Source organism: Bacteroidota bacterium (genome assembly GCA_016715945.1).
Lineage (GTDB): Bacteria > Bacteroidota > Bacteroidia > Bacteroidales > F082 > JALNZU01.
This window is the reverse complement of record JADJXJ010000003.1, coordinates 132,888-157,236: the sequence shown is the minus strand read 5'-3', so window position 1 is coordinate 157,236 and position 24,349 is coordinate 132,888. Positions and strand designations below refer to the sequence as shown.

16 protein-coding genes and 1 pseudogene are annotated in these 24,349 nt (G+C 52.1%); 11 read left to right on the top strand and 6 right to left on the bottom strand.

Annotation, left to right across the window (positions count from 1 at the left end; genetic code table 11):
• Positions 1–3 precede the first annotated feature (3 nt).
• Both sprA and ruvA read right to left on the bottom strand, forming a co-directional pair.
• On the bottom strand, positions 4–7,341 hold the full coding sequence (gene sprA, locus IPM52_10965; GenBank protein ID MBK9292129.1) for a cell surface protein SprA: 7,338 nt from the start codon (positions 7,339–7,341) through the stop codon (positions 4–6).
• Positions 7,342–7,390: 49 nt separating this feature from the next.
• Complete coding sequence (gene ruvA, locus IPM52_10960; GenBank protein ID MBK9292128.1) at positions 7,391–7,975, bottom strand: Holliday junction branch migration protein RuvA; 585 nt, start codon at positions 7,973–7,975, stop codon at positions 7,391–7,393.
• 173 nt (positions 7,976–8,148) lie between these two features.
• Here ruvA and IPM52_10955 point away from each other — a divergent pair, with 173 nt between their 5' ends.
• On the top strand, positions 8,149–10,440 hold the full coding sequence (locus IPM52_10955; GenBank protein MBK9292127.1) for an NADP-dependent malic enzyme: 2,292 nt from the start codon (positions 8,149–8,151) through the stop codon (positions 10,438–10,440).
• A 21-nt stretch (positions 10,441–10,461) separates the two neighbouring features.
• A complete protein-coding gene (locus tag IPM52_10950) occupies positions 10,462–11,061 on the top strand; it encodes a class I SAM-dependent methyltransferase (GenBank protein ID MBK9292126.1) in 600 nt (199 codons plus the stop codon).
• Positions 11,062–11,085: 24 nt separating this feature from the next.
• On the opposite strand, the gene IPM52_10945 is transcribed toward IPM52_10950, so the two are convergent.
• Positions 11,086–12,783, bottom strand: a complete 1,698-nt coding sequence (locus IPM52_10945; GenBank protein MBK9292125.1) for a DEAD/DEAH box helicase — start codon at positions 12,781–12,783, stop codon at positions 11,086–11,088.
• A 172-nt stretch (positions 12,784–12,955) separates the two neighbouring features.
• Between IPM52_10945 and IPM52_10940 the strand changes: the two genes are divergently transcribed.
• The 5 genes and pseudogenes from IPM52_10940 to IPM52_10920 all read left to right on the top strand — a co-directional run bounded on the left by IPM52_10940 (position 12,956) and on the right by IPM52_10920 (position 16,161).
• Complete coding sequence (locus IPM52_10940; protein ID MBK9292124.1) at positions 12,956–13,342, top strand: DUF302 domain-containing protein; 387 nt, start codon at positions 12,956–12,958, stop codon at positions 13,340–13,342.
• 99 nt (positions 13,343–13,441) lie between these two features.
• A complete protein-coding gene (locus IPM52_10935; GenBank protein MBK9292123.1) occupies positions 13,442–14,203 on the top strand; it encodes a CPBP family intramembrane metalloprotease in 762 nt (253 codons plus the stop codon).
• A gap of 113 nt (positions 14,204–14,316) precedes the next feature.
• The gene (locus IPM52_10930) at positions 14,317–15,099 is read left to right on the top strand and encodes a hypothetical protein (protein MBK9292122.1); all 783 of its coding nucleotides are present in this window, start codon (positions 14,317–14,319) and stop codon (positions 15,097–15,099) included.
• Positions 15,092–15,574: pseudogene (locus tag IPM52_10925) on the top strand (hypothetical protein). Before IPM52_10930 ends, IPM52_10925 begins: the two are co-directional and overlap by 8 nt.
• A 146-nt stretch (positions 15,575–15,720) precedes the next feature.
• Entirely contained in the window at positions 15,721–16,161 is a 441-nt protein-coding gene (locus IPM52_10920; GenBank protein ID MBK9292121.1) for a DUF1801 domain-containing protein, read from the top strand.
• A gap of 1 nt (position 16,162) precedes the next feature.
• On the opposite strand, the gene IPM52_10915 is transcribed toward IPM52_10920, so the two are convergent.
• From IPM52_10915 to IPM52_10905, 3 genes are all read right to left on the bottom strand, one after another.
• A complete protein-coding gene (locus IPM52_10915; GenBank protein MBK9292120.1) occupies positions 16,163–16,393 on the bottom strand; it encodes a 4a-hydroxytetrahydrobiopterin dehydratase in 231 nt (76 codons plus the stop codon).
• Positions 16,394–16,484: 91 nt separating this feature from the next.
• Positions 16,485–16,769, bottom strand: a complete 285-nt coding sequence (locus IPM52_10910) for a cupin domain-containing protein (GenBank protein MBK9292119.1) — start codon at positions 16,767–16,769, stop codon at positions 16,485–16,487.
• 10 nt (positions 16,770–16,779) lie between these two features.
• On the bottom strand, positions 16,780–17,736 hold the full coding sequence (locus IPM52_10905) for an NAD-dependent epimerase/dehydratase family protein (GenBank protein ID MBK9292118.1): 957 nt from the start codon (positions 17,734–17,736) through the stop codon (positions 16,780–16,782).
• A 119-nt stretch (positions 17,737–17,855) separates the two neighbouring features.
• On the opposite strand from IPM52_10905, the gene IPM52_10900 reads away from it, so the two are divergent.
• The 4 genes from IPM52_10900 (at position 17,856) to IPM52_10885 (ending at position 24,336) form a co-directional block, all read left to right on the top strand.
• Positions 17,856–19,346, top strand: a complete 1,491-nt coding sequence (locus IPM52_10900) for a cysteine--tRNA ligase (GenBank protein ID MBK9292117.1) — start codon at positions 17,856–17,858, stop codon at positions 19,344–19,346.
• 112 nt (positions 19,347–19,458) lie between these two features.
• Positions 19,459–21,072, top strand: coding sequence for a response regulator (locus tag IPM52_10895; GenBank protein ID MBK9292116.1), 1,614 nt, complete (start codon positions 19,459–19,461; stop codon positions 21,070–21,072).
• 269 nt (positions 21,073–21,341) lie between these two features.
• On the top strand, positions 21,342–21,950 hold the full coding sequence (locus tag IPM52_10890; GenBank protein MBK9292115.1) for a transposase: 609 nt from the start codon (positions 21,342–21,344) through the stop codon (positions 21,948–21,950).
• Between the two features lie 541 nt (positions 21,951–22,491).
• Entirely contained in the window at positions 22,492–24,336 is a 1,845-nt protein-coding gene (locus tag IPM52_10885) for a Na+:solute symporter (GenBank protein MBK9292114.1), read from the top strand.
• The last annotated feature ends 13 nt before the right edge of the window (positions 24,337–24,349 follow it).

Genomic DNA, 24,349 nt, shown 5'->3' with positions numbered 1-24,349 from the left:
ATTCTACTGTGCCAGGTTGAACCGCATGGTAATCCCGGCAAAGGTGTTCACATTGCGGAACTGCGAAGCCACAAAAGGATCGGACATATCGCGTTTGAAGAAGGCCTGCATGTTGAGTCTGTTGTTGATGGTATAATCGGCTGTAAAGTAGATGTTTGTTTTGAACTGCCCTGCAGAGATCTGGTTATCGCCCAGGTCGAGGCGCCTGAGGGTCGTTTTGTCGGTGCGGAATCCAAGATCGAGCTTAAGCACCAAATCGTTGGCAGTTCGCGTGCCGGCGCCTCCGCTGATGGCCGAGAAAATCAGGGCCAGGTTGCGGAAGCGGTAACCTGTGCCGATGACTACCTCGTCGCCCACAACCTCGGTGAGCTGGTTGTTGATGAAGCTCAGGGTGATGTTGCGCTGCTTTTTATATTCCACCCTGGCAGTCATGCTGTTTTGCAAGCCAACATCCACACCCAGCAGGGGCGAGAATTGTTCGGTGACTGTAATCTGTCCCAGGTCGTACTGGCTGATAAACAGGTTGCTGTTGGGATAGGTTTTGGTGGTGTTGTTGGGGTCGTATTCGATATTGGTGCGCCATGCATTGACCGAATAGGTTGAACGGTAGGCATGGTTGATATTGACGGTGCGGAATATCTTTTGCACGGCCGGGATGTTGCTCAGGCCGTTGTAGCTGAGTGTCCAGTTTGGATAGGGTATTCTGGGGAAGGTAATAAGGTTCAGCGTTTTAGCATCGGCTCCGCGGTATGCAGCCACAAAGGCGTGGAGCACAACTTCCTGCGAGATTGCGCCATAACCAAAGGGAAACATATCGCGGGCCACACTGTCGTAAACAAATCGCTCGCCTTCGGCCACCCACTTTGCATTGTTGTATGCCAGGCGTTCGGCCACAATCTTGCGGTTGGCAAGCAGCTGATCGAACAAAGCGGAGGTTTCGTCGCTGCGGGCTTTAGAGAATGAAGTTTTCCAGAGCAGATACGACATGCTAAAGCTGCCTGACTCGGAAGGGGTGAATGCACGGAACACCCCATCGGCTCCTGCCCTGAAGTATTCGCTAAAGTTGGAAGCCGAGGTCAGATCGCTGCTGATGTCGAGGCGCATGCCGGGCAAAGGTTCAAGGTTGAAGCGATATCCGTAGTTTTCGGTATATCTCTTCATAAACGCTTGGTTTACAAGTGTATCGGCCGACAACCAGCGGTTGTTCACCGCCATGGAGCGGATATCGTTGTTGCTGCCGAACACAAATCCCCAACCCGGGGCGTAGGCATTGGCAAAGCTCACTCCAAGGAGGTCGGGTTCGGGCATGAAGCCGGGGATGAAGAGGCCGTTGTTGCGTGTGTAGTTGATGCTGCCCCTTTTGACACTCATGGCCAGCTTGAGCACTTCGTCGGCCACTTTTTTGGCCACCACCAGTGCCGGGTTACGTTGGGTGGTATCTTTGGGCGCCTCTTCTTCAGGTTTCACCTGGGTACCCGGGCGGGGCATTGCTCCGGGCCTTGGCATGGCGCCTCCCCCAAAACCGGGACGTGCAGGTGTACTGAGCTTTTGCAGATACCCTATCTTGCCATATAGGCGCACAAAGTCGAAATTGCCATTGAGCTGCTGGCTGTTTTGGTTCTCGATGGTGTTGCCCACACGTTGCTTCACACTCAGTGGCGAACTCTGCCAGGTGTACATAGCCTGATATCCTGCAGTTACGTTCACCCAGTTGAACAGTGGTATCTTATTGACAGGCAGGTTATAATTGAGTCGGATGTTGTGGTTGAAACGGTTTTTGGTGCCCAGGCGAAGAATGTCGTTCCAGATGGTATCGCGGTGTCGTTCGTAGAGCTCGGTGCCGCGGTCGGGATTTCCGGCAGGTTCATACACAAATGCATTTACACCAGCCGTGTAATCGAGGCTGATGCTGCGGGTGAGGTCGAACCGGAAGTCGTAATTGCGGTTCCAGTCCCATTGCCTGGCCAGGATGGGATAGGTAATGATATCGCCCTCGCTCTTGTTGCGGAATTTTTTCTCGTTGTTCATGCGGTTCATCTCGGTGCGGAAAGCGAGGTTGCGGGGCAGGTAGTAGAAATTGAAATCTTTGAACAGCTGCATCACCGGACTTTTGGCCCATCGTGCGGTGGCAAAGGGTTGCACGTTTTTGGGGTTGGTGGTATAGTTGTAGCCAAGTCCTCCGCGGTAGAGCAGGCGGCGATCGTACTCAACGTCGATGTTCCGCTGGTATATTTCGCTGTAGGCATACGAAACATTCCAGTTTTCGATGTCGTAGATGCGGGCTTTGGTCAGGTTGCCACGCCGTTCCTTGCGCACATTGATCAGGTTGAAGTTGCGCCGCATCGTGAAGTCGTTGATGATATTTTTAATGGAGTCTTTCTCCGCCTCTGTTTCGAACGATTGCAGGAAATCGCGTTGTTTGATATCGGGTTCAAGCGGATTGTATTCAGGTCGGAGGTGCGACTCACCATAGTCGAAATGAAGCGGTAGCCTTAGTCCGACATTTTCGGGGAAGAACTTGCCAAGGTCGATATCGGTGGCCACGTCGAAGTTGGTGGCGCGCTCGAGCGATGTTTCGTTGACTTTCATTTCGAGGCTGCCAAATCCGGCGGTGCTGTGCGAACCTGTGAGCACCACACGGCCCAGGTCGGCCAGGGTAGTTTCGATGCGGGCATTGGCAGCCCAGCCTCCGCTGTTGTCGAAGTCGGTCACACGCAGCTCGTTCACCCAGATGATGGCGCTTTTGGGCTGTCCATCGTCGGTAGTGTTGGTGCCGGGTCGGCGTTTGGGGTTGCGCACCCCGATCATGATACCTTTTACGTCGCTGATGTTCGGATTACCTATGACGCGCACCGTATGGCTTCCACGCTGTTCTATGTAGGGATAGTTGAGCCTGATGCTGCTGTTGGGGTTGCGCATGGCGATGTTGCGGTTCTGCTTCACCTTGACCAGCTCCTCGAGGTCGATGTTGAACTGGTTGGCTTCGGGCCAGATGAGGTCGGGCCTGGTAAAGGAGGTCCCCCAGGGAGTGAAAGTAAGGGGGATTTCGTATTCGTAGTAGTTTTCAGTGAAGTCGGACCCCATTCTTACGAACACGGTGAGGTCACCATATTGAAGCTCCTGGTCTGCAAAGAATTTCTCCGCATGCACAAACATGCGCAGTTTTTTGTAGCGCCTGAAGTCGAAGTCGGTGGTTTTGAAGGCTGCGCGGGCGTCGCCGTCCAGCAGATCGGTCACAGCAAGCTGCATCGATTGCTCGTTGAGGCGCACCAGGCTGGTGGTGCCATAATTTATTTCGCGTTCGATGCCCGGAGGAACAACGTATGGGATGGGTTCGCGCCGGCCGTTTTCCTCGATGTTGACCGCCGAAATTTCGAATGTAGTGTTGTTTCCCTGGTCGCCGGACACATATTCGCCCGGAGCCAGCAGGCTGTTGCGATATTTGCGCCATTCGCCGCGCACGAGCTGAAGCGTGGCAAAACGAAGCACCACCGGTTGTTCGAAACCACGCATAAACATACGCATAAAGCGCACCGAACGGAAGTCTTCGATATTGCCGACCACCCGCTCGGGCTGGCTGACGGGAATGCGGAACTGATACCACTTCACCTCGCCCACGGTGCCATTGGCAAGCGGGATTCCTTTTGCTTCGCGGATGTCGGAGATGAAGTTTTCGCCCACACGCATGTTTTGCGGATCGAGCCGCACGCGGTACTGGAAATAACGTTCGGCCTCGCTCAGTGTGTTGTCGCGGTTGATGTCTTCCACGTGGGGCATGGTGCTGTTGCTGATGGGGTAGTTTTCGGGGTTCATGTCGTCGGTGGGCGAGTTGCCATCCGGCCCGTTGAACCGCTTGTAACGCTCAAGCACACTGCTGAATCTGGGGTCGGTGTCGAGGCGCGAACCCCTGAAATACTGATAGTTGTCGGCCGAGGGATCGGCAAGAGCCTGCGTGTAGACTTCCGAATCTTCGCCAAAGGCAAGACGGATAGCTTCAAGGTAATCAGCCCTGAACGAACGTTCGTCATCGTCGTTCAAACCGTCAAAACCCACATCCTGAAACTTGCGCGAACCCGGGATATTACTGAACGATTCGACCAATGCCTGCAAACGTGGCACGCGTCCCCATATGGTAGTATCCACGTTTTCAACTTTTTCTGAAACGGGCAGTCCATGTTCAAAAAACCTCCGTCCATCGCGCAGGATGTCTTCGGAGATGTCGCCCAGGTTGATGTAGAGGTCGCCCTTGTTATTTATGTCAGGATTTTCCGCAAAGGGGTCCATCATCCAGAACTCGATATACTCGATGTTGGTGGCTTCGAAGTCGGGGGTTTCCACGCGGCGCATGATGCCGCCCCAGCGGCTGCGCGGATCAGCAAGACGGCCATCGGCAAGCAACCCCCGGCTGAATGCGGTGGGGTTCACATCGTAGTTGTATGGTCCGCGCTCGCCAGGATAGAATGCCAGGTTGAGCACGGCGATGTTGGTGGGTGTGCCTGAAGGTATTTCCTTATTTGGAAACACCTCGGTCTCGAGCACCTGACGCACACTGTGGCGGCTCAGTTCGTTTTTGTCCACATTTGGCGGACGCAGCGAGCCAAAGCGGTCGTAAAACATGGGGTCGATGATGTACCAGGCCAGGCGCGCGCGATTGAATCCATAAGCCAGACCTGTGCCGGGTGCTGCTTCGGGGAAGATATCGGGCTGGCCCTGGGGTGTGCTGGCCATGTGCCAGCTGCTCACCTGACGCAGGTCGATGGTTGATTTGGCGCCCTCAAAATCATCAATGTAGGAGGTTCCTGTTTTGCCCACAGCACGCGAATGTCCGGGCAGAAAATGTGCAAACTCTGCATCCACATTGATGCGCGAAGCCTGTTTGGTGCTGTAGAAAGGCAGCTTGTCGATCATCCGGCTCAGCCAGAGCGACTCACTTCGCCAGCTCAGGTCGAGGCCGTAAATGGTATTCGAGATGGGATCGTCGCCATAGTTTACCTTGCGGGTGAGCGGACGTTCGTGCAGGTTGAGCAGGGTGGCCCCCAGGCGAAAATCTTTGTTGAGCTCGTGGTCAACACGCAAACCCATCATGCGTTTTTGCTGCAAGCTGAATAGTGAGTTGCTTTCGAGCGAAATGTTGATGGGTGTGCCGGAGCTCATGATGCCTTCGTTGATGATGCGCACCCGACCCAGGGTGTAATCCACCGTATAGTCAACGTTTTCTACCAGCGGCACACCGCCGGCAGTCACACGCACCGAACCCTGGGGCACATTAAGTGCATTGAGGCTGATCTCGCTGCCCGACTGCGATTTGTAATACCCCTCGAGGATGAACTTGTTTCGTTCGGGAAACTGCTCGGCTCCGGTTTTGGTCAGGGTATAGAGCGAGTCGTAGGCATAACGGTTGGCCAGCTCCGGGTCGTTGGGGAAGATGCGCTGGCGGATATGTTTTCCAAACGGCTCAAGCACAGGGAAATAGATGCGTCCGTTGCTGGAGTTGATGGTGCCACCTGCGGTGGCGGCATTATCCAGAAAGTCGAACACCCCATCCCCTCCGGAAACCGGGTTGCCCTGCATGTTCAAAAAGTCCACGTTCATCAGGTGGATGAGCGGCACGCCCCGCACATTGTCGTCACCCTCAGTAAAATAGCCGGTCGGAACGCCGTTTTGGTTTCCTGAGTATAGGATGTTGAGCGTGAAGTCGTCGCGGTTGACCTGGAATGCCTTGAGCGAATACACGTTCTTCATCATCAGGTTCCACATGGGCATGCGGGTGTTCAGGGTAGTGCTCTTGAGCAGCTTGACCATGAGGGCGTTGGGTGCATTGATTCCCTGGTCGGAAAACTCCCCCACCTGAAACACGCTGTCGTATCCGATGATGGTGTACTGGTAGGCCACAGCCAGGGTTTGGTCGGGACCCAGGTTGGTATTGAGCGAGATAAAGCCCAGTTTGGGATTGAATGAGTATTCGGTGGGGCTCAGCTTGCGTGCGTTCTCAATTTTTTCAAAGTCCTGCCCGGCCACAAAATACCCGTTGCGGCCTATCCTCAGCGGGTCGCCGAGCAGGTAGTTCGAAACGGTGTTGATGTTGCGCACGCTGGCCGTATCGAGCCTTTCCTTAAGGTTGTTCACGCGGTTCGAGGGGAGAGGCGGACCGGAATTGGGATGAATCTCTCTGTTGAACAGCCATTCGCGGCGGCCCTCGCCAAGGTCGGTAAAAGCCACCAGGTTGCGGTTGTCCTGCACTGCCGGACCGATGTTGGTAATCCACACTTCCACCCGGGTAATGTTGACATCGGAGGTGACGACGGGGAGCGATTGCAGCGCCCTTTCGTAATTGTCGCGGAAATACTGGCTTAGGAAAAAGTGGCGGTTTTCCTCGTAGTCGAGACTGGTGAGCCTGAAGCGGTTGGCCTGTGCCCCGCCCTGTACGGTGATGTTGCGCGTTTCACTTTCCTGTTGCGAAAACACGGCCGTCACCGAGGTACGTCCAAATTGCATCTTGGTCTTCACACCAAAAAGGGCCTGGCTACCTCTGATCAGGGTGGTGTTGAGGGGAAGGCTGACATTACCTGCTTCAACAAGCTTCAGGATCTCGTCTTCTTTGCCTTCGTACTTCAGCGCGAGCCGGTTTTCGAACTGAAAAATGGCATCGGTGTTGTAGTTTGTCCTGAACTCAATTTTGTCGCCGATCTTAGCCACCACATTCATCTGGATGCGCTGGTCAAAATCAAAATTGGTAACCCTGCGCTGGCGGATGTTGAGCTGTGGGTCGTCGCGCAGCATGCTGCGCACCCCAAAGGTCACTTCGGCGGTACCCTGCGGGCGGATGTCGATGGTGTTGCTCCCAAAGATCTGGTCGAACACTTTGCCTCCCACGTAAATGGCAGGGATGATGGATGCACCGGAGGGTGCTGCTGTCTGGCCCGAACGTTGTTTCCAGAATTCCCGCTGGCTCTTGCGCGCCTGATAATCAAGATATTGCTCCTGAGTGAGCACCGAAGGACTGCGGTAGGTGAAATCGCCTATGCGTTCGTAAAATATGTAGCGTCGTGTTGCAGGATCATAAACCACCTCGCGCCGGATGTTTGGTGGGTCTTTGAGGTAGAGCGGCGACTGGTTTTCAATCTGGTTTAACGGGTTTCCGTCGTTTTTAGGCACAGGAAACCTGGGTCTGGCGAGGCTATCGGGTTCGTCGGGCAGCAATTCAGGAGCTGCAGCAACTGTGTGTTGCCCGGATGCCACAGGTTCGCCAAGCGGCCTGGCTGCAAACATGCTGCCGAGCAAAAAAAAGCCTGCCGCGCACAACATCACAATGCGCGAGATGTATCTGTTCAGGGATTTCAAGTATGTGGTCTGGTTCGGTTTATCTCCCAAAGTACTTTCAGATATTTGTTTAAAGCTGCCTGAGGGCTTCCCGTATGAGTTTGTCCACCGCCATGGAAGGGTCAGTGCGCAACAGGCCGGCAACCACTTTTTCGGCGGCCGAACGCTGGAAGCCCAACACCAGCAGAGCTGATAACGCTTCCTCTCCTGCACTATTGTATATTTCGGGGCTTTTTTCGGGCAGTGCAGATGCGGCCTTGCCTACCTTGTCGCGCAAATCGACCACAATGCGCTGGGCTGTTTTGGCGCCTATGCCTTTGATGCGCTGCAGGGTTTGCACATTGCCGCGGGCTATGGCCTCGATGGTATCGCGCGTGGAAAGCGACGACAAAATCATCCTGGCCGTGCCTGCCCCCACGCCCGAAACAGACATAAGCAACTGAAATACTGTCCTTTCCTCCTGATCGAAGAAACCATACAGCACATGGGCATCCTCTCTGATGGAAAGATGTGTGTAGAGCCTGACCTGCTCCTTGCCGTTAATGGCGCTGTAGGTGTTCAGGCTGATCTGAAGCATATAGCCGATGCCTCCTGCCTCGATAACTACCCAGGCAGGATTGATGGCTGTCACTTTACCCGAAATGTAATCGTACATCCTTGTTGCTTAAGCCCTCCATGCGGGCCGGGCAAAAATACGAATTTCGCTACTTAACCAGCCATTCGGGCAAAGCCTCACCTTATTTAAACCGAACCTTTGTCAAAACGCACTCAGCATTTAGCTTATGGCATGTTTTTGCCCTACCTTTGTTATTATCAAACACTACAGCTATGGATAAGCTTTTTTTCAAAGATGCCCTGAACTATCACGCCCTTGGCAGGCCTGGCAAGCTGGAAGTTGTACCTACAAAGCCCTACACCACACAACGCGATCTTTCGCTTGCCTATACCCCCGGGGTGGCCGACCCATGCCTGGCCATCAACAAAAATCCCGACGATGTGTATAAATATACCGCCAAAGGAAACCTCGTGGCTGTAATCAGCAATGGCACGGCTGTGCTTGGTTTGGGCGACATCGGCCCGGAAGCCGGCAAACCCGTCATGGAAGGCAAAGGACTGTTGTTCAAGGTGTTTGCCGATATTGACGTGTTCGACATCGAAATAAACGAAAAAGACCCGCACAAGTTTATCGAGATTGTGAAAGCCATCTCGCCCACCTTCGGAGGCATCAACCTCGAGGATATCAAGGCGCCCGAATGTTTTCTGATTGAAGACGAGCTCAAAAAACAGCTCAATATCCCTGTGATGCACGACGACCAGCACGGCACAGCCATCATCACTTCGGCCGGCCTGCTCAATGCGCTCGAAATCAACGGGAAGAAGATAGAAGACATCAGAATTGTGGTGAACGGAGCCGGAGCTGCTGCTATATCCTGCACCAAGCTCTATGTGAAGCTGGGCGCGAGGCCCGAAAACATCCTGATGTTCGACAGCCGGGGCGTGCTCAACACTTCGCGTCAGGACCTCAACGAAACCAAGCGCATGTTTGCCCGCGATGTGCCCAACATCAGCCTGGCCGAAGCCCTCAAGGGCGCCGACATGTTTCTGGGCCTTTCAGTTGCCGGAGTGCTCAAAAAAGATATGCTCCTGGCCATGGCGCCCAATCCCATCGTGTTTGCACTGGCCAACCCGGTGCCCGAAATCTCGTACAACGATGCCATGTCAACACGCGACGACATCATTATGGCCACCGGGCGAAGCGACTTCCCGAACCAGATCAACAACGTGCTTGGTTTTCCGTACATCTTCCGAGGCGCCCTCGACGTGCGTGCCCGCGAGATCAACGACGAGATGAAGCTGGCAGCCTCGCGCGCACTTGCACAACTGGCCAAAGAACCTGTACCTGAAGAGGTTAACATCGCATTCAATGTGAACAATCTGCGCTTCGGTCGCGAATACATCATCCCCAAACCCTCCGACCCACGCCTGATCGAACGCGTAGCTCCGGCTGTAGCCAAAGCCGCCATGGAGAGTGGTGTGGCCCGCAGTCCCATCAAAAACTGGGACGCTTACCTCGAGGAACTCCGCAAACGCCTCAAAACCAACAACCCCATCAAGCGGCAGATGAAAACCCGCGCCAAACACAACCCCAAGCGGGTCATTCTGGCCGATGCAGAGCATTACAAAATGCTCAAAGCCGCCGAAATTGTGCTCAACGAGGGCATAGCCGAACCCATCCTTCTAGGTAATGTGCTGAAGATTAAACAGATCATCCAGGAGCACGAACTCGAACTCAGCGGTGTCGAAATCATCGATCCCCGTTCGAACGAACAAAACGGACGCCGCAAGCAGTATGCCGAAATGCTCTTCCAGCGCCGTCAGCGCAAAGGCATGACCTTCAACGCTGCCCGGAGCTATATGATGCACCGCAACTATTTTGCTCCCATGATGCTCGTCACAGGTTATGCCGATGCCATGGTCACGGGGCTCACCCGCAACTACCCCGACTCGGTGCGTCCGGTGCTTCAGGTGATCGACAAAAGTCCGGGCAACAAAGTCGTTTCGGGCATGTACATCATCAACGGGCCGGAAGGACCGGTTTTCTTTGCCGACTGCACCGTAAATATCGACCCAAGCTGGGAAGAGCTGGTCGAAATTACCCTGCAAACCTGCCGCAGTGTGAAAGACTTCAAAATCACACCCCGCGTGGCCCTGGTGTCTTACTCCAGCTTTGGCTCGTCGGATGGCGAAGTGCCTCAAAAACAGCGTAAAGCAGTGGAATACCTGCATCAACATCATCCCGATATGATTGTTGACGGTGAAATTCAGGCCAATGCTGCACTCAACCCTGAGCTGCTGGCCGAAAACTTCTCGTTCAGCAAGCTGATGGGCGGCCCGGCTAATGTGCTCATCTTCCCCAATCTCGAGTCGGCCAACATCGCCTACAAACTGATGCAGGAGCTGGGTAAGTTCGAGGTCATCGGACCTATCCTTAACGGGCTGAGCGAGGCTGTTCAGGTGCTTCAGATGGGCGCCTCGGTTGCCGAAATTGTTAACATGATCACCGTGGCAGTGATTGATGCCCAGATCAAACAGGAAAAACGCCATCGCGAAATCAGGTAACCATCAGCACGTTGAGCCCGAATGAAAGCCCTCTGGGATGCTCGTTTTGCAGGCGATGAGTACGTTTATGGCACGGCGCCCAATCGTTTCTTTGCCGCTCAGATTGTGCAGACCGAGCCAGGCAGGCTTTTGCTGCCCGGCGAAGGCGAGGGCCGCAATGCCGTTTTTGCCGCCCTGAAAGGCTGGCAGGTGGATGCCATCGACTTCAGCCATGAAGCACGTAAAAAAGCCCTCGCGCTGGCTGAGCAATCCGGGACCAAACTCCAGAACTACCTGGTTTGCGACCTTGCAGAAGCCACCCTTCCGGAGAATTCCTACGATGCTGCGGCCGAAATATTTGTCCACCTGCCCCCGGAGCTCCGGAAGCAATGGCACAGGAAGCTGTCCGGATCGATTCGCCCGGGCGGACGGCTCATCATCGAAGCTTACCACCGCGATCAGCTCAGTTACGGCACAGGCGGACCGCAGCATCCCGACCTGCTTTACACGGCCCACTTGCTCGCTTCCGACTTTCCGGATTTCGAAATGCTGATGCTCGACGAAACTGTGGATACGCTCAACGAAGGCTTGTTGCACCAGGGTTTGTCGGCCCTGGTGCGCCTTGTTGCAGTAAAGCGCTGAACTAAAGCGCTTTATATAAAATGTCTAGTATTTTCTGGCTTTTTTCCAGGCTGGTTTCGATGATCTGGACGACGTCTTGCCACCTTCTCTGGGATCGGCAGGGTTCACCCTGACCCCCGTTTTGTTGCGCTGCTTGTTCGCAAAGGCTTCCACCACCATATCCACATGCTGGTTGTCCACATCCACAAACGAGAAGTTGTCCATGATATCAATGCGGCCGATGCTCACATCGCGCGAGCGGGTGACTTCGTTGATCAGGCCGATGATGTTGTGCGGGCCGGTGCCGTCGCGCCTGCCAATGCTGAAAAACAGGCGGGTAAAGCGTCCCTGGTCGTCGCGCCTTTCGATGGGGCGGCTTTTGCCTTTTTCGCGGTATTCCCGCTCCGGGCCGCGCTCTTCCACATTAAGGTCGGGCGCATTGCGGTAGTATTCCAGAAAGCGGTTGAACTCCAGGGCCACAAAACGGCGAATGATGTCTTCGCGGCTCATCCACTCCAGCTTACGGAAAATTACAGGCAAGAAGGCGTCGATTTCCTCGTGATTTATCTCCACCTTTTCCATGCGGTCGATGTGGTGAAACAACTGTTTTTCGCACACCTGGACGCCTGTGGGCACTTTTGCCTGGGCAAACTCGCGCCCCACCTTGCGTTCGATGATGCGCAGCTTGCTTTTCTCCCTGGTGTGGATGATGCTGATGCACACCCCTGTTTTGTCGGCCCGGCCGGTGCGTCCGCTGCGGTGGATATACACCTCCGGTTCATCGGGCAGGTTGTAGTTGATCACATGGGTCAGGTTGTTTACATCCAGACCTCGCGCTGCCACGTCGGTAGCCACCAGCATCTGCAGCGAGCCCTGACGGAAACGGTTCATCACATGGTCGCGCTGGGCCTGCGAAAGATCACCATGCAACGCATCGGCATTGTATCCGTCGCGGATCAGGTTGTCGGCCACTTCCTGAGTTTCAACCCTGGTGCGGCAAAACACGATGGCATAGATGGCCGGGTTGAAATCGGCTATGCGCTTGAGGGCTGCATAACGGTCCTTGGCCTGCACCACATAATACATATGTTTCACATTGGCCGTACCGGTATTGCGTTTGCCCACCGATTTCACCTGTGGGTTGGTCATATACTTGTTCAGGATAGCCTCCACTTCTTCGGGCATGGTAGCCGAAAAGAGTAAGGTGTGGTGGCTTGATGGCATGGTTTGCAGGATGGTGTCCACATCTTCCTGAAAACCCATGTCGAGCATTTCGTCGGCTTCGTCGAGCACCACCCACTGCACATGGCTGAAGTCGGTTTTTCCGCGGCGGATCATGTCGTTGAGCCTGCCTGGGGTGGCAACAATGATCTGAGGCTTCTGGGCCAGTTCGCGCAACTGTTTTTCGATCGAGGCTCCGCCATACACGGCCGAGATGGCTATCGAGGGCATGAAACGGGCAAAATTGGTCAGATCGCGCGAGATTTGCAGACAAAGTTCGCGTGTGGGGCACAAAACCACAGCCTGCGTTTGCCTGAGCGATGCATCAATGTGATGAAGCACAGGCAGGCCAAAAGCGGCCGTCTTGCCTGTACCCGTCTGGGCCAGGCCTACAAGGTCGGATGGCTGTGCAATGAGGGCCGGTATCACTTCGGCCTGAATCGGCATGGGCTCGCTGAATCCTAAGGCTTCAACAGCCCGCAAAAGTTCCTGACGCAACCCAAGTTCTTGAAAACTAATCATGAAATGGTATTAAAATTGGGCTGCAAAGGTAGGCTTTATTTCAGGGCAAGGCTGTTTTGCAAGATTATTTTTTTGTATTTGAAGCACTTACACCTCAAACTTGTCCGGTTCATGCCTACGAAAAGAACTAATCGTTGTATCTTAGTTGCCAAAACCAATACAATTTCGGCTCATGCAATACTATATCAGCAAGACCGTGAAAGGCGATTTCGATCAAACCATACAGCAGGTTACAGAGGGCCTTAAGGCCATTGGCTTCGGGCTGGTTTCGGTGATTGATGTAAGCGCCACACTCAAAGAAAAAATCAACGACGATTTCAAGCCCTATGTAATCCTGGGGGCATGCAATCCGCATTTTGCCAGCAAGGCGCTTCGTATGGAAGACAAACTGGGTGTGCTCCTGCCCTGCAATTTGGTTGTGATTGACCAGGGCGGGGGAAATATTGAAGTGGCTGCCATGGAACCGCTCGAAATGATTGCCGCCATGGGCAAACCCGAGCTCACCAGCCTGGCCGGAGAGGTTAGCGCCAAAATGAAAGCCTTTGTGGAAAGTCTTTGAAAAATGCGTAGATGTCCTGCCCGGCATTCGCCAAAGCATTGTTAAAAATCTTTGCTGGTCAGGCCCTTTTCCTACTTTTGGCCAACCAATAACAGGCCAATGCACCCAAAAGCTGCCATTCGATCAGTTGTCGTGATCGTAATCTTTTTACTTTCACTTTATGGCAACAGACTGATTAACAATATATTCGATATTTCAATCCAGCATAGTTACCTGCGGATGCTCTACACCTACTCCTGGTGGTTGGTTCCTGTGGGACTGGCAACAGCAGCAATCTTTGGCATATCCCGTGTACCGGCTGTACTCGGCTTGAATCATAATCCCTGGAAAGCCTTTGGTTTTGCGGCTGTTGTGGTTTCGCCCATGCTGATAAGCTCGGCACTGGCCGGAAGGGTGCCCGACGATCTTACGGTCATCAGGTTAATTCAGGCTACCTTGCTGGCAGGGTTGATGGAAGAATTGTTGTTCAGGGGGTTCCTGTTTGGCCTTTTGTTTCGGTTTTGCGGCTGGGGTTTTGTGCCGGCTTCGCTTGCCGGTGCACTGGTATTCGGCCTGAGCCACTTGTACCAGGGCTCCAACCTTGCTGAGGCCAGCGGTGTTTTTCTGGTTACCGCCATGGGGGCCGTTTGGTTTGCATGGCTCTATATCGAATGGGACAACAACCTGTGGGTGCCGGTTTTCCTGCATATCCTGATGAACCTTTCGTGGACACTCTTCGATATGAGCTCCAATGCACTGGGTTCGGTCTATCCGAATATTTTCCGTATTCTGACCATCGCCCTGAGTATCATCATAACTCTTAAAAGCTTTAAAGACAGGGGAATGCACATCAAAAAAAGCAACCTCCTTATTAATAATTGATCAACATCCGACCCTATAGAAACACTTTGAGTCGGTTCTCAAAGAATAGAGACGTAAAAAAAGGCTATGATTCAAATGGCCAAACGGTTACAAAATCCACTTAACTTTGTGATATGGAAAAAATTGGCTTCATAGAGATTAGTATAACTGGCTCGCAAGGGAACCTTGACCTTTCGCCCGACATTTATGACATTCGGGACATTATCTCTATTCTTGAAAATGCTGAAGACCTGCTTTTCCCCGGTGAAAAAAGGAACAGACCAACTATAAGCTACAAAATTGAAGAAGGTTCAGTAAAGCATATTTTTAAAACTTCAATTCAACATATCATTGGCTTTAATGCCATCATTGGACAGGTAAATCAAGTTCAAAACATTGACTTTCTTGACTTATCAACAGCAAAAGCATTTGAAAACATTCAAGATATTGCCACAAAACGTAATTACGTTTTCAGCATCCGAACATCACTTGATAATACAAACGAAGTTAGAATTGATAAAACCACAAGTTACTACAGAACAGAAGCTGTCTGGGCAGATGCTGAATTTTATTTTTATGGAAAAGTGACCAATGCAGGCGGAAAAGACAAAGCTAATATTCACCTCGTTACAGAAGAACTCGGAACAATAAGAATTCAGACACCAATAAGCTTTCTTGAGCAATATGAGGAAAATCTGCTATACAAGACATTTGGAATCAGAGCAACAGGAAAACAGCACTCAGAGACAGGTGAAATTGACCCATCAACATTGAAATTTATTGAATTGGTTGAATATCAGCCAATATATGATGAAGCGTATTTAAAAAATTTACGGGATAAAGCAAAAAAATCCTGGCTCGGCACAATAGACCCCGACAAATGGTTAAACGAGTTAAGGGGCAGATATGATGCATAAAGCAGTATTACTTGATACAAGTTTCTTTATTCGTTTTCTTAACGATAACGACCCTCTTTTTGAAAACGCCGATGGATATTTCAGATACTTTTTACAAAAAGAAATTACAATGATGATTTCAACAATCAGCATTGCGGGATATTGCGTTGGTGGTGATGTAAATGAGCTGCCTTTGAGAAATTTACAAATAGTTCCGTTCAACTTAGATCATTCAAAAAGAGCAGGAGAGTTTGCAAGAATTACATTTAAGGCAAAGAGAAACGGCAAATTAGAGGTCGCAAGCAGAAAGATCATTTCAAACGATACAAAACTTTTTGCTCAGGCCGACTGTGAAAAAGCAATTGAATTTTACCTTTCATCAGACAGCGAAAGTTAAAAAATTTACAACTTGCTGAGAAAAGAAGCAGCACCAAAATTTCAGTTCATCGACCTTAACATTCCTCATCATGAAACATTCGGACTGCTTGACCTTTAACGAAGAAACCATAGCGAACGAACACTTGCGTTTGGCTCAAGTCGTGTGAGTTGTCTATATTGAATATGCACCCGAATCAGATTTTGAGGTTAATTGATCGATTTTTGCACCTGAATCCACCACTAATTCAAGTCGATTAGTCAGCAATGGCTGAAAACAAAACCAAACCCACAGGGGCAAATGTGAGCGCGTTTATTGAGGCATTCGCCGACAGTGCGCAGAAGAAAGCAGACAGCCATGCACTTGTGAAGCTGATGCAAATCTGGTCGGGGCACGAACCGGTGATGTGGGGGCCATCCATCATCGGATTTGGCACATACCATTACAGATATGCCAGCGGCCACGAGGGCGACATGCCTTTGGTCGCATTTTCGCCCCGCAAAGCGGCGCTCACTTTGTATGTCAACATTCCTTACAACAACTTTCAGGATGAGCTGCTGCAAAAGCTCGGAAAATTCAAAATGGGCAAAGGCTGCATCTACATTAAAAAGCTGGCAGACATCGACCTGAATGTGCTCGAAGCCCTTGTCCGTTCGACCATTGCATTTCTGCAGGCCGAAAAACCGGAGAACGACCGTAAAGCATAATTCAGAGGAGCCTGTCTATTGCTTCGGCCAGCCGCAGGTCTTTGTCGGTCACCACATTGCCGGCATCGTGCGTGCTGAGCCTGATGGTCACCCGGTTGTACACATTGGTCCATTCGGGGTGATGGTTCATCTTCTCAGCCACAAAAGCCACTTTTGTCATGAAGGCAAAAGCCTGGACGAAATCGTCGAATACAAAGTTCCTGACGAGCTGATTGTTTTCGGTGGTCCACATGGTAGAACATTTTGACCTTAAACAATCAACTTTCAACAGTGTTCGAATGTGGCCCGGCAAAAGGGCGCCTCAGGCAAATTTACTCTGCCAATCAGGAAGGAAAGTCGTAATGCTTCCTGACCGCTTTGAGGATTTGCCAGCGGCATGCCAGCCCTTTGTGAAAGGTAACCAGTTGTCCGGGCAGGATTTCGACGGGTTCGCCGCCTTCGGGCGTTACGATGATGTGGCCTTCGAGGATATAGCACACCTCGGTTTCGTCGTAAAACCAGGGAAAATCGCTTTCCTCTTTCGTCCAGACGGGCCAGCTGTGCACGCCCATTGCGTTGAGCTTTTCGGCCGTAGGCTCTTCAACGGTAATTAGTCTTTCTATACTCATTTTCGATGCTTTAATCCTGGCTGGCAAGTTTTTTTCCAATTTCGCGGAGCATCACCTCGGTCATAGAGTCGAGGTTGTAGCTGTCGGACAGGCCCCAGTCGCGGCGGGCCACACTGTCGTCGATGCTGGCGGGCCAGCTGTCGGCTATGGCCTGGCGGAAGTCGGGCTCGTAGGTTATCTGAAAATCAGGCTTATGTTTGCGGATGGCGGCAGCCACATCTTTTGGGGTAAAGCTCATCCCACCCACATTGTAGCTCGATCTCAGCGAGAGTTTGTCCGGGTCGGCTTCCATCAAACGGATGGTGGCATTGATGGCGTCTTCCATAAACATCATCGGAAGGGCTGTGTCTTCGCGCAGGAAGCAGGTATAGCGGTTGTTGCGTATGGCTTCGTAATAAATCTCGACGGCATAGTCGGTGGTTCCGCCACCTGCCTCGGTTTTGTAGCTGATCAGGCCGGGATAGCGCAGGCTGCGGAAGTCCACTCCATAGCGCCGGTAATAATACTCTCCCCAGCGTTCGCCGGCCAGCTTGCTGATGCCATAGACCGTGTTGGGCTCCATCACCGTGAGTTGGGGTGTGTTTTGCCTGGGTGTGGTTGGCCCGAACACTGCGATTGAGCTGGGCCAGAACAGTTTTTTGGCATCCGAATCACGGGCCAGCTCAAGGGTATTCATCAGGGCACGCATATTGATGTCCCAGGCCTGTTGCGGAATCTTTTCCGCATTGCCCGAAAGCACGGCCGCCAGGTTGTAAACCTGAGTGATTTTGAAACGCACGGCAAAGTGCAGCAGGTTGTTGTAGTCGAGCACGTCGAGCAGATAGAACGGACCGGTCTCTAGAATGTCGGCGGGGGGCTGCTTGATATCGGTGGCAAACACATTTTTGTTGCCATAAGTTTTCCGCAAAGCCAGCGTAAGCTCCGAGCCGATCTGTCCGGAACAGCCAATAACCAGAATTCTTTCCATTTTGTGAAACGATTAACAATTAAACAGCAAAGGTAGGCCAAAGCGCTGAGCCTTACAAGGATGTCCAAAGGGCCAAAGCGCAATTTTTCGTTACTTTGCAAACGAAAAATGAAGCAGGGATGCAGGATCAGGGAAAAGAACATAAGCTATTCATTTACAACACTTTAACCAGAAAAAAGGAGTTATTCCGGCCGTTGGTACCCGGTAGGGTTGGCATGTATGTGTGCGGCCCGACGGTGTATGGCGATGCCCATCTGGGTCATGCCAGGCCGGCCGTTACTTTCGACCTTGTTTACCGTTTTCTGGGTGCTTTGGGCTACAAGGTGCGTTACGTGCGCAACATCACCGATGTGGGTCACCTTGAAAACGATGCCGACGAGGGCGAAGACAAGGTGGCCCGCAAAGCCCGGCTCGAGCAGCTCGAACCCATGGAAGTGGTGCAGCACTACACCGTGCGTTATCACAAAAATATGGACCAGCTCAACGTGCTCAGGCCATCCATTGAGCCGCATGCTTCGGGCCACATCATCGAACAGATCGAGATGGTCAGGCGTATTCTTGAGAAAGGCTATGCCTACGAGGTCAACGGTTCGGTGTATTTCGACGTGGAGCGCTACAATCGCAGCCACAACTACGGTGTGCTGTCAGGCCGCAGGCTGGAAGAGCTCATCAGCAACACGCGCGAGCTGGCCGGCCAGAGCGAAAAACGCAGCAGCGCCGACTTTGCCCTCTGGAAAAAGGCTGATCCAGAACACATTATGCGGTGGCCTTCTCCCTGGGGCGAAGGTTTTCCGGGCTGGCACCTCGAATGCTCGGCCATGGGATGCAAATACCTGGGCGAACAATTCGACATCCACGGAGGAGGCATGGACCTGCTTTTTCCCCATCACGAATCGGAAATTGCCCAAAGCACCATCGCCAACGGCAAAAGTCCTGTGCGCTACTGGATGCACAACAACATGATCACCATCAACGGGCAAAAGATGGGCAAATCGCTGGGCAATGCCATGAGCCTCGATGATATATTTGCCGGCAACCACCCCCTCCTGGCTCAGGCTTACAGCCCCATGACCATCCGGTTCTTCATCCTGCAGGCCCACTACCGCAGCACCCTCGACTTCGGCAACGAGGCGCTTCAGGCTGCCGAAAAAGGCCTTGCACGCCTGACCGAAGCCGGAAAAACACTCAACACTTTGCAGGCCAGTCCCGATGCGCCCCAACTGGGCATCGACAAACTGCAGCAAGCCGCATGGGATGCCATGTGCGACGATTTCAACAGCCCGGTGGCCATCGCCCAGCTCTTCGAAGCCGTGCGCATCATCAACAGTGTTGCCGAAGGACATGCCAAAATCAGCCCTGCCGAGTTGCAAACCCTGCAGCAGTTCTACCACACTTTCACGAGTGAAATCCTTGGGCTGACCGAAGAAAATGCCGGCCGTAAGGACGAAAAAATCATCGAAGGCCTGATGGAAACCATTCTGGAGCTGCGACAGGAAGCCCGCAGCCGCAAGGATTTCGCCACCAGCGACAAAATTCGCGACCGGCTCGCCAGCCTTAACATCGTGGTCAAAGACGGGAAAGAAGGCAGCAAATGGCAGTTCAGGTTGTAAAATGCAATATTTCGGTCATTCTTATCATGTTGACTTTCGGTACTCGTTTGCCTTATCTTTGAAAATTCTGCCTGACTTTTGCCTGAGTTGAAACAACAAAACAAGTTTGCAGTTGAAAGAGGACATTGAACAACTTAAAGCCCGGTTGAACGCCCTGCAGGACGAGCTTTCCCGCCTGCGATTCAATGCCGAACGCGATCTGAATCATCGGCTGACGCTTACCATCAACCACATCCCGCTGGCCATCGTCAACATCGACCGGCATGGGTACATCAATGCTGTGAACCCCGCCTTTCAGCGAATTTTTTCGGTTTCGGCCGTTGAGCTTGTTGACAAGCAGAACATCCGACATTTTGAGCCCTTCGTCCACAATCCCATCCAGCCCTACATTGAGGAACTGGTGGAAAAAGGCATGGAGTTCGACATCGAAATACCCTTCCATCTGGCAGGCAAAGATGTTTTCTTCCGCTGCAGAGGCATCAGGATAAGCAGCCAGATGAGCGATGAACTGAGTTACCTGATCATCATAGGCGATATCACCAAACGCAAAACCACCGAGCAGGAGCTCATCAAAGCGCTTCAGCGGGCCGAAGAATCCGACAGGCTCAAGACAGCTTTTCTTGCGGCCATGAGCCATGAGATCCGTACCCCGATGAACCATATCATTGGTTTCACCGAGTTGATGAAAGATCCGGGAATCGACCAGGCAGAACGCGAAGAATACAGCCAGATCATCTACGAAAGCGGCCAGGCTCTGCTCCGGCTTATCGAAGACATCATCGACATTGCCAGGCTCGAATCGCGGCAGATGATTCCCAACCCAAGCGTGTTTGCTGTTGACACATTTATACGCGATATCTATCAGTCTTTTACCCGCCATCTGGCAAAAAAAGGGCTTCATCAACTGGAATTTATTTTGCGACCCCCGGAAAATACCGCGGCACTGTATATCAAGACCGATGCCATGCGCCTGCAGCAGATTATTGATAACCTGCTCGACAACGCCTTCAAATTCACTTCCGAAGGACAGGTGGAACTTGGCTACAGGACGCAGGACGGAAAGCTGGCCGTTTATGTGCGCGATACCGGCCCCGGCATCCCGCCCGAAAAACATGAATGGATATTCAAGCGCTTCCGACAGCTCGACTACAGCATCAACAAAAAATACGGAGGCACCGGCCTCGGGCTGGCTCTGGTGAAAAGCCTGGCCGAACTGCTTGAAGGCGAAGTACAACTGGAGTCAGAACCAGGAAAAGGAGCTATATTTACAGTCTTAATCCCCGGACTCATTATGCAACAAACCCCATCCAACGAACCAAATAACGACACAAGTCGTAAAGACTGGTCGTCATACACTTTTTTAGTGGTCGAAGATGAGCGCTCGAACTACAACCTCATCAACATCCTGCTAAGGCCCACCAAGGTGAAACTCATCTGGGCAAAAGACGGCAACGAGGCCATCAGCCTGTTCGAACAGTTCAAAGACGCCATCCACCTGGTGCTGATGGATATCCGCCTGCCCGGCATCAACGGCTATGAAGTTACCCGCCACATCAAACAAAGCAGGCCGGAATTGCCCGTAATTGCTCAAACCGCTTATGCCATGGAGATCGAGATCATCAAGGCCAAGGAATCGGGTTGTGACGAATACATCACCAAACCCATCGACCGCCGCCTGCTGCTCGATATGATCAGCCGGCACCTGCCGGATCCTGGCCATGGCTGAAAGCTATGGCTAAGTGACCCCTCCGGGAATCCGATTTTCTTACCCCCCCGCTACCGCACGATTCCACCGTGTGGTAACGAATAAAACACCCCCAACCCCCTGCTGTACTGCCCGGAGCCGTTTTTGCTGCTGAAAAAAACCGTTGTATTGTCCTGTTTATCAGTATGTTGAAAAATATCTGAAAAAAAGTTCAAAATTTTTGATGCGAATTTGGCATTGAGTGGTACTAATAGATGTAAAAAGAAACAATGCCTGCATCAAAAAGGTACATGTTGCCTTCACGCTACCGCACGATTCCATCGTGTGGTAACGAAAAAAACACCCCCCAACCCCCTGCTGTGCTGCCCGGAGCCTATTTGGCTGCTGTGAAAAACCCAAACGGCACGGAAAACATACGCTACATCCAAAAAGACCATGCTTCGACTTCGCTCAGCACAGGTCTTGGCTCATGGCACACCATTACCGACGAAAACGGCAACCTGCTGCAGGAACTGAGTTTTGACCCCTGGGGAACCCGCCGCAACCCTGCCATCTGGCGCGCCTTTACCGGCACACCGCCTGAGCCGCTCTTTGACCGTGGTTTTTCCGGGCATGAGCACCTTTACGGCTTCCAACTCATTAATATGAACGGCCGCATGTACGATCCGGTAGTTTCGCGCATGCTCTCGCCCGATAACTTTGTGCAAGCACCGGATAACGCTTACGTTGAACGATTCTTCAGAACCATCAAATACGAAAAGATTTATATTGAACGTCCTGAAACCGGAAAGGAGCTTTACCAGGTTTGCGAACACTTTATTCACTATTACAACGAAAAACGGGATCATTCCTCCATCGGGGATGTCCCGCCAATGTTGATCTATAGGAGGGCAGCATGAGTTATAAACAAAAAATAGAAGTTATGAGTCTCCCTCCGCCCCCCCTCTACCAACAAAACAATTATCTTTGTTGAAAATATTGTCCAGCCTAATTAGACCATCTCACTTCTACCCTCATTAAGCAGGCGCAAAACACTTTATTGGAATTTTACGTTCGCATGCTGTAAGGCAAACAGCCCGCGCAAGGGCGCGTGCTGCCTCACAAGATTTGCTGCCCTTGCTGCATTCACACCAGGCGCTTCCCGCCGTTCGCCCGGCCTCTCCGCCCAGCCCGGTGAAAGCGTCAAGTGTTTCTGCTTAAGCGCTTTAATTACAATATAAAATTATAAAAGGAATTCTGTTCGAAATAATTTCAAATCGCATTGAAACTGGCAAGCTGAGCTGAACCATGACAACAACAATGACAACCACCGACAACAACGACAACAAAAACAACAACCACCGACACCCCCCTCCCGTGCTGGTTGTGCTTACACAATTATTTTAACCCTCATGGCAGAAATTTACACACCCCTTGCTACTTTAGCCAAAAAATGACCGCATGGTACTTCAAGGCATCGACTGGCTGATTATCGCATTGTTTTTTGTTGTCCTCATCGGCATTGCCATAGCATCGTCGCGATCGGCCGGAAAAGGATATAACGAGTTTTTCCTTTCGGGCCGCAACATGCCCTGGTGGCTGCTGGGCATCAGTATGGTGGCTACCACCTTCTCGGCCGACACCCCAAACCTTGTAACTGATATCGTTCGGCAAAACGGTGTGGCCGGAAACTGGGCATGGTGGGCTTTCCTGCTCACAGGCATGCTCACGGTGTTTATCTACGCCAAACTATGGAACCGCTCCAAAGTGCTCACCGATCTGGAATTCTACGAATTGCGTTACAGCGGAAGTATGGCGGCATTTCTGCGCGGTTTCAGAGCCATCTACCTGGGCTTCTTTTTCAATGTGATGGTTATAGCCAGTGTTTCGCTGGCTTTTATCAAGCTGGCCGGCATCATGATGGGCATTCAGCCTGCCCCTGCACTTATTGTAGCCGCCGTGATTGTGGTATTCTACAGCAGCCTCGGCGGCTTGAAATCCATCCTGTGGACCGATCTTTTTCAATTTGGTTTTGCCATGTTTGGCGCCATCATAGCCGCAGTACTGATTGTTAACGGGCTGCCCGACGAAGTGAACGGACTTTCGGGTTTGCTTGCCCACGAAAATGTGGCGGGTAAGCTCAACCTCTTCCCCAACATAAGTCAGACAGATCAACTGCTTTACATCTTCATCATACCTGTTGCTGTGCAGTGGTGGGCCGTCTGGTATCCGGGTGCGGAGCCTGGTGGCGGAGGCTATGTGGCACAACGGATGCTTTCGGCCAGGAACGAACAACATGCCATGGGCGCCACCCTTTTGTTCAACTTTTTCCATTACGCATTGCGACCCTGGCCCTGGATTATTGTGGCACTTGCTTCGCTGGTAGTTTTTCCCGACATCGATTCCCTTAAAACTGCCTTTCCAAATGTGGCAGCGCAATACATCCGCGAAGACTTTGCCTATCCGGCCATGCTTCGCACCTTCCTGCCCGCAGGCCTGCTCGGGCTGGTGGTGGCATCGCTTATTGCAGCTTTCATGTCCACCGTGGCATCGCACCTCAATTGGGGCTCATCGTATCTTGTAAACGACTTCTACCACCGTTTTTACAACCCCAACGCCAGCGAAAAGAAACTCGTGCTGGTGGGCAGGATAAGCACGGTGCTCCTGATGATATTTGGCGTATTGCTAGCTCTGGTGCTGCAAAATGCCCTGCAGGCATTCCAATATATTCTGATGATTGGAGCAGGAACCGGACTGATTTATATCCTGCGGTGGTTCTGGTGGAGGATTAATGCCTATTCCGAAATTTCGGCCATGGCTGCCGCAACACTGTTTTCGCTGGCATTTATTGTAATGGAAAATTTCTTCATGTCCGAAACAGCCGACGGTATTGAAGTGCTTGGCATGCTTACCACGCCCACCTACTGGAACATCATCAAACTGCTTGGTGTGGTAGTGCTGACTACTGCTGTCTGGCTCAGCGTTACTTTTCTCACCCGGCCCGAGGACGATGCTACTTTGTATTCCTTCTACCGAAAAGTCAGGCCCGGTGGTCCTGGATGGGCAGCCCTGCTCACAAAAGCCCGCGCACAAGGCATCGAACTGGACCCCACGCCCGAAGCAGCCTGGGATGTGCCCATCGGATTGCTCTGCATGATGCTGGGCAGCACCACGGTATATGCCGCACTCTTTGCCACCGGTTTCTGGCTATATGGCCAATGGGTGCCGGCTTCTTTACTCTCGGCCACTGCCCTCCTTGCCGCATTGCTGCTCGGCCACACCTGGACAAAACTGCGTTTCAACTGATGTCGGAAACAGC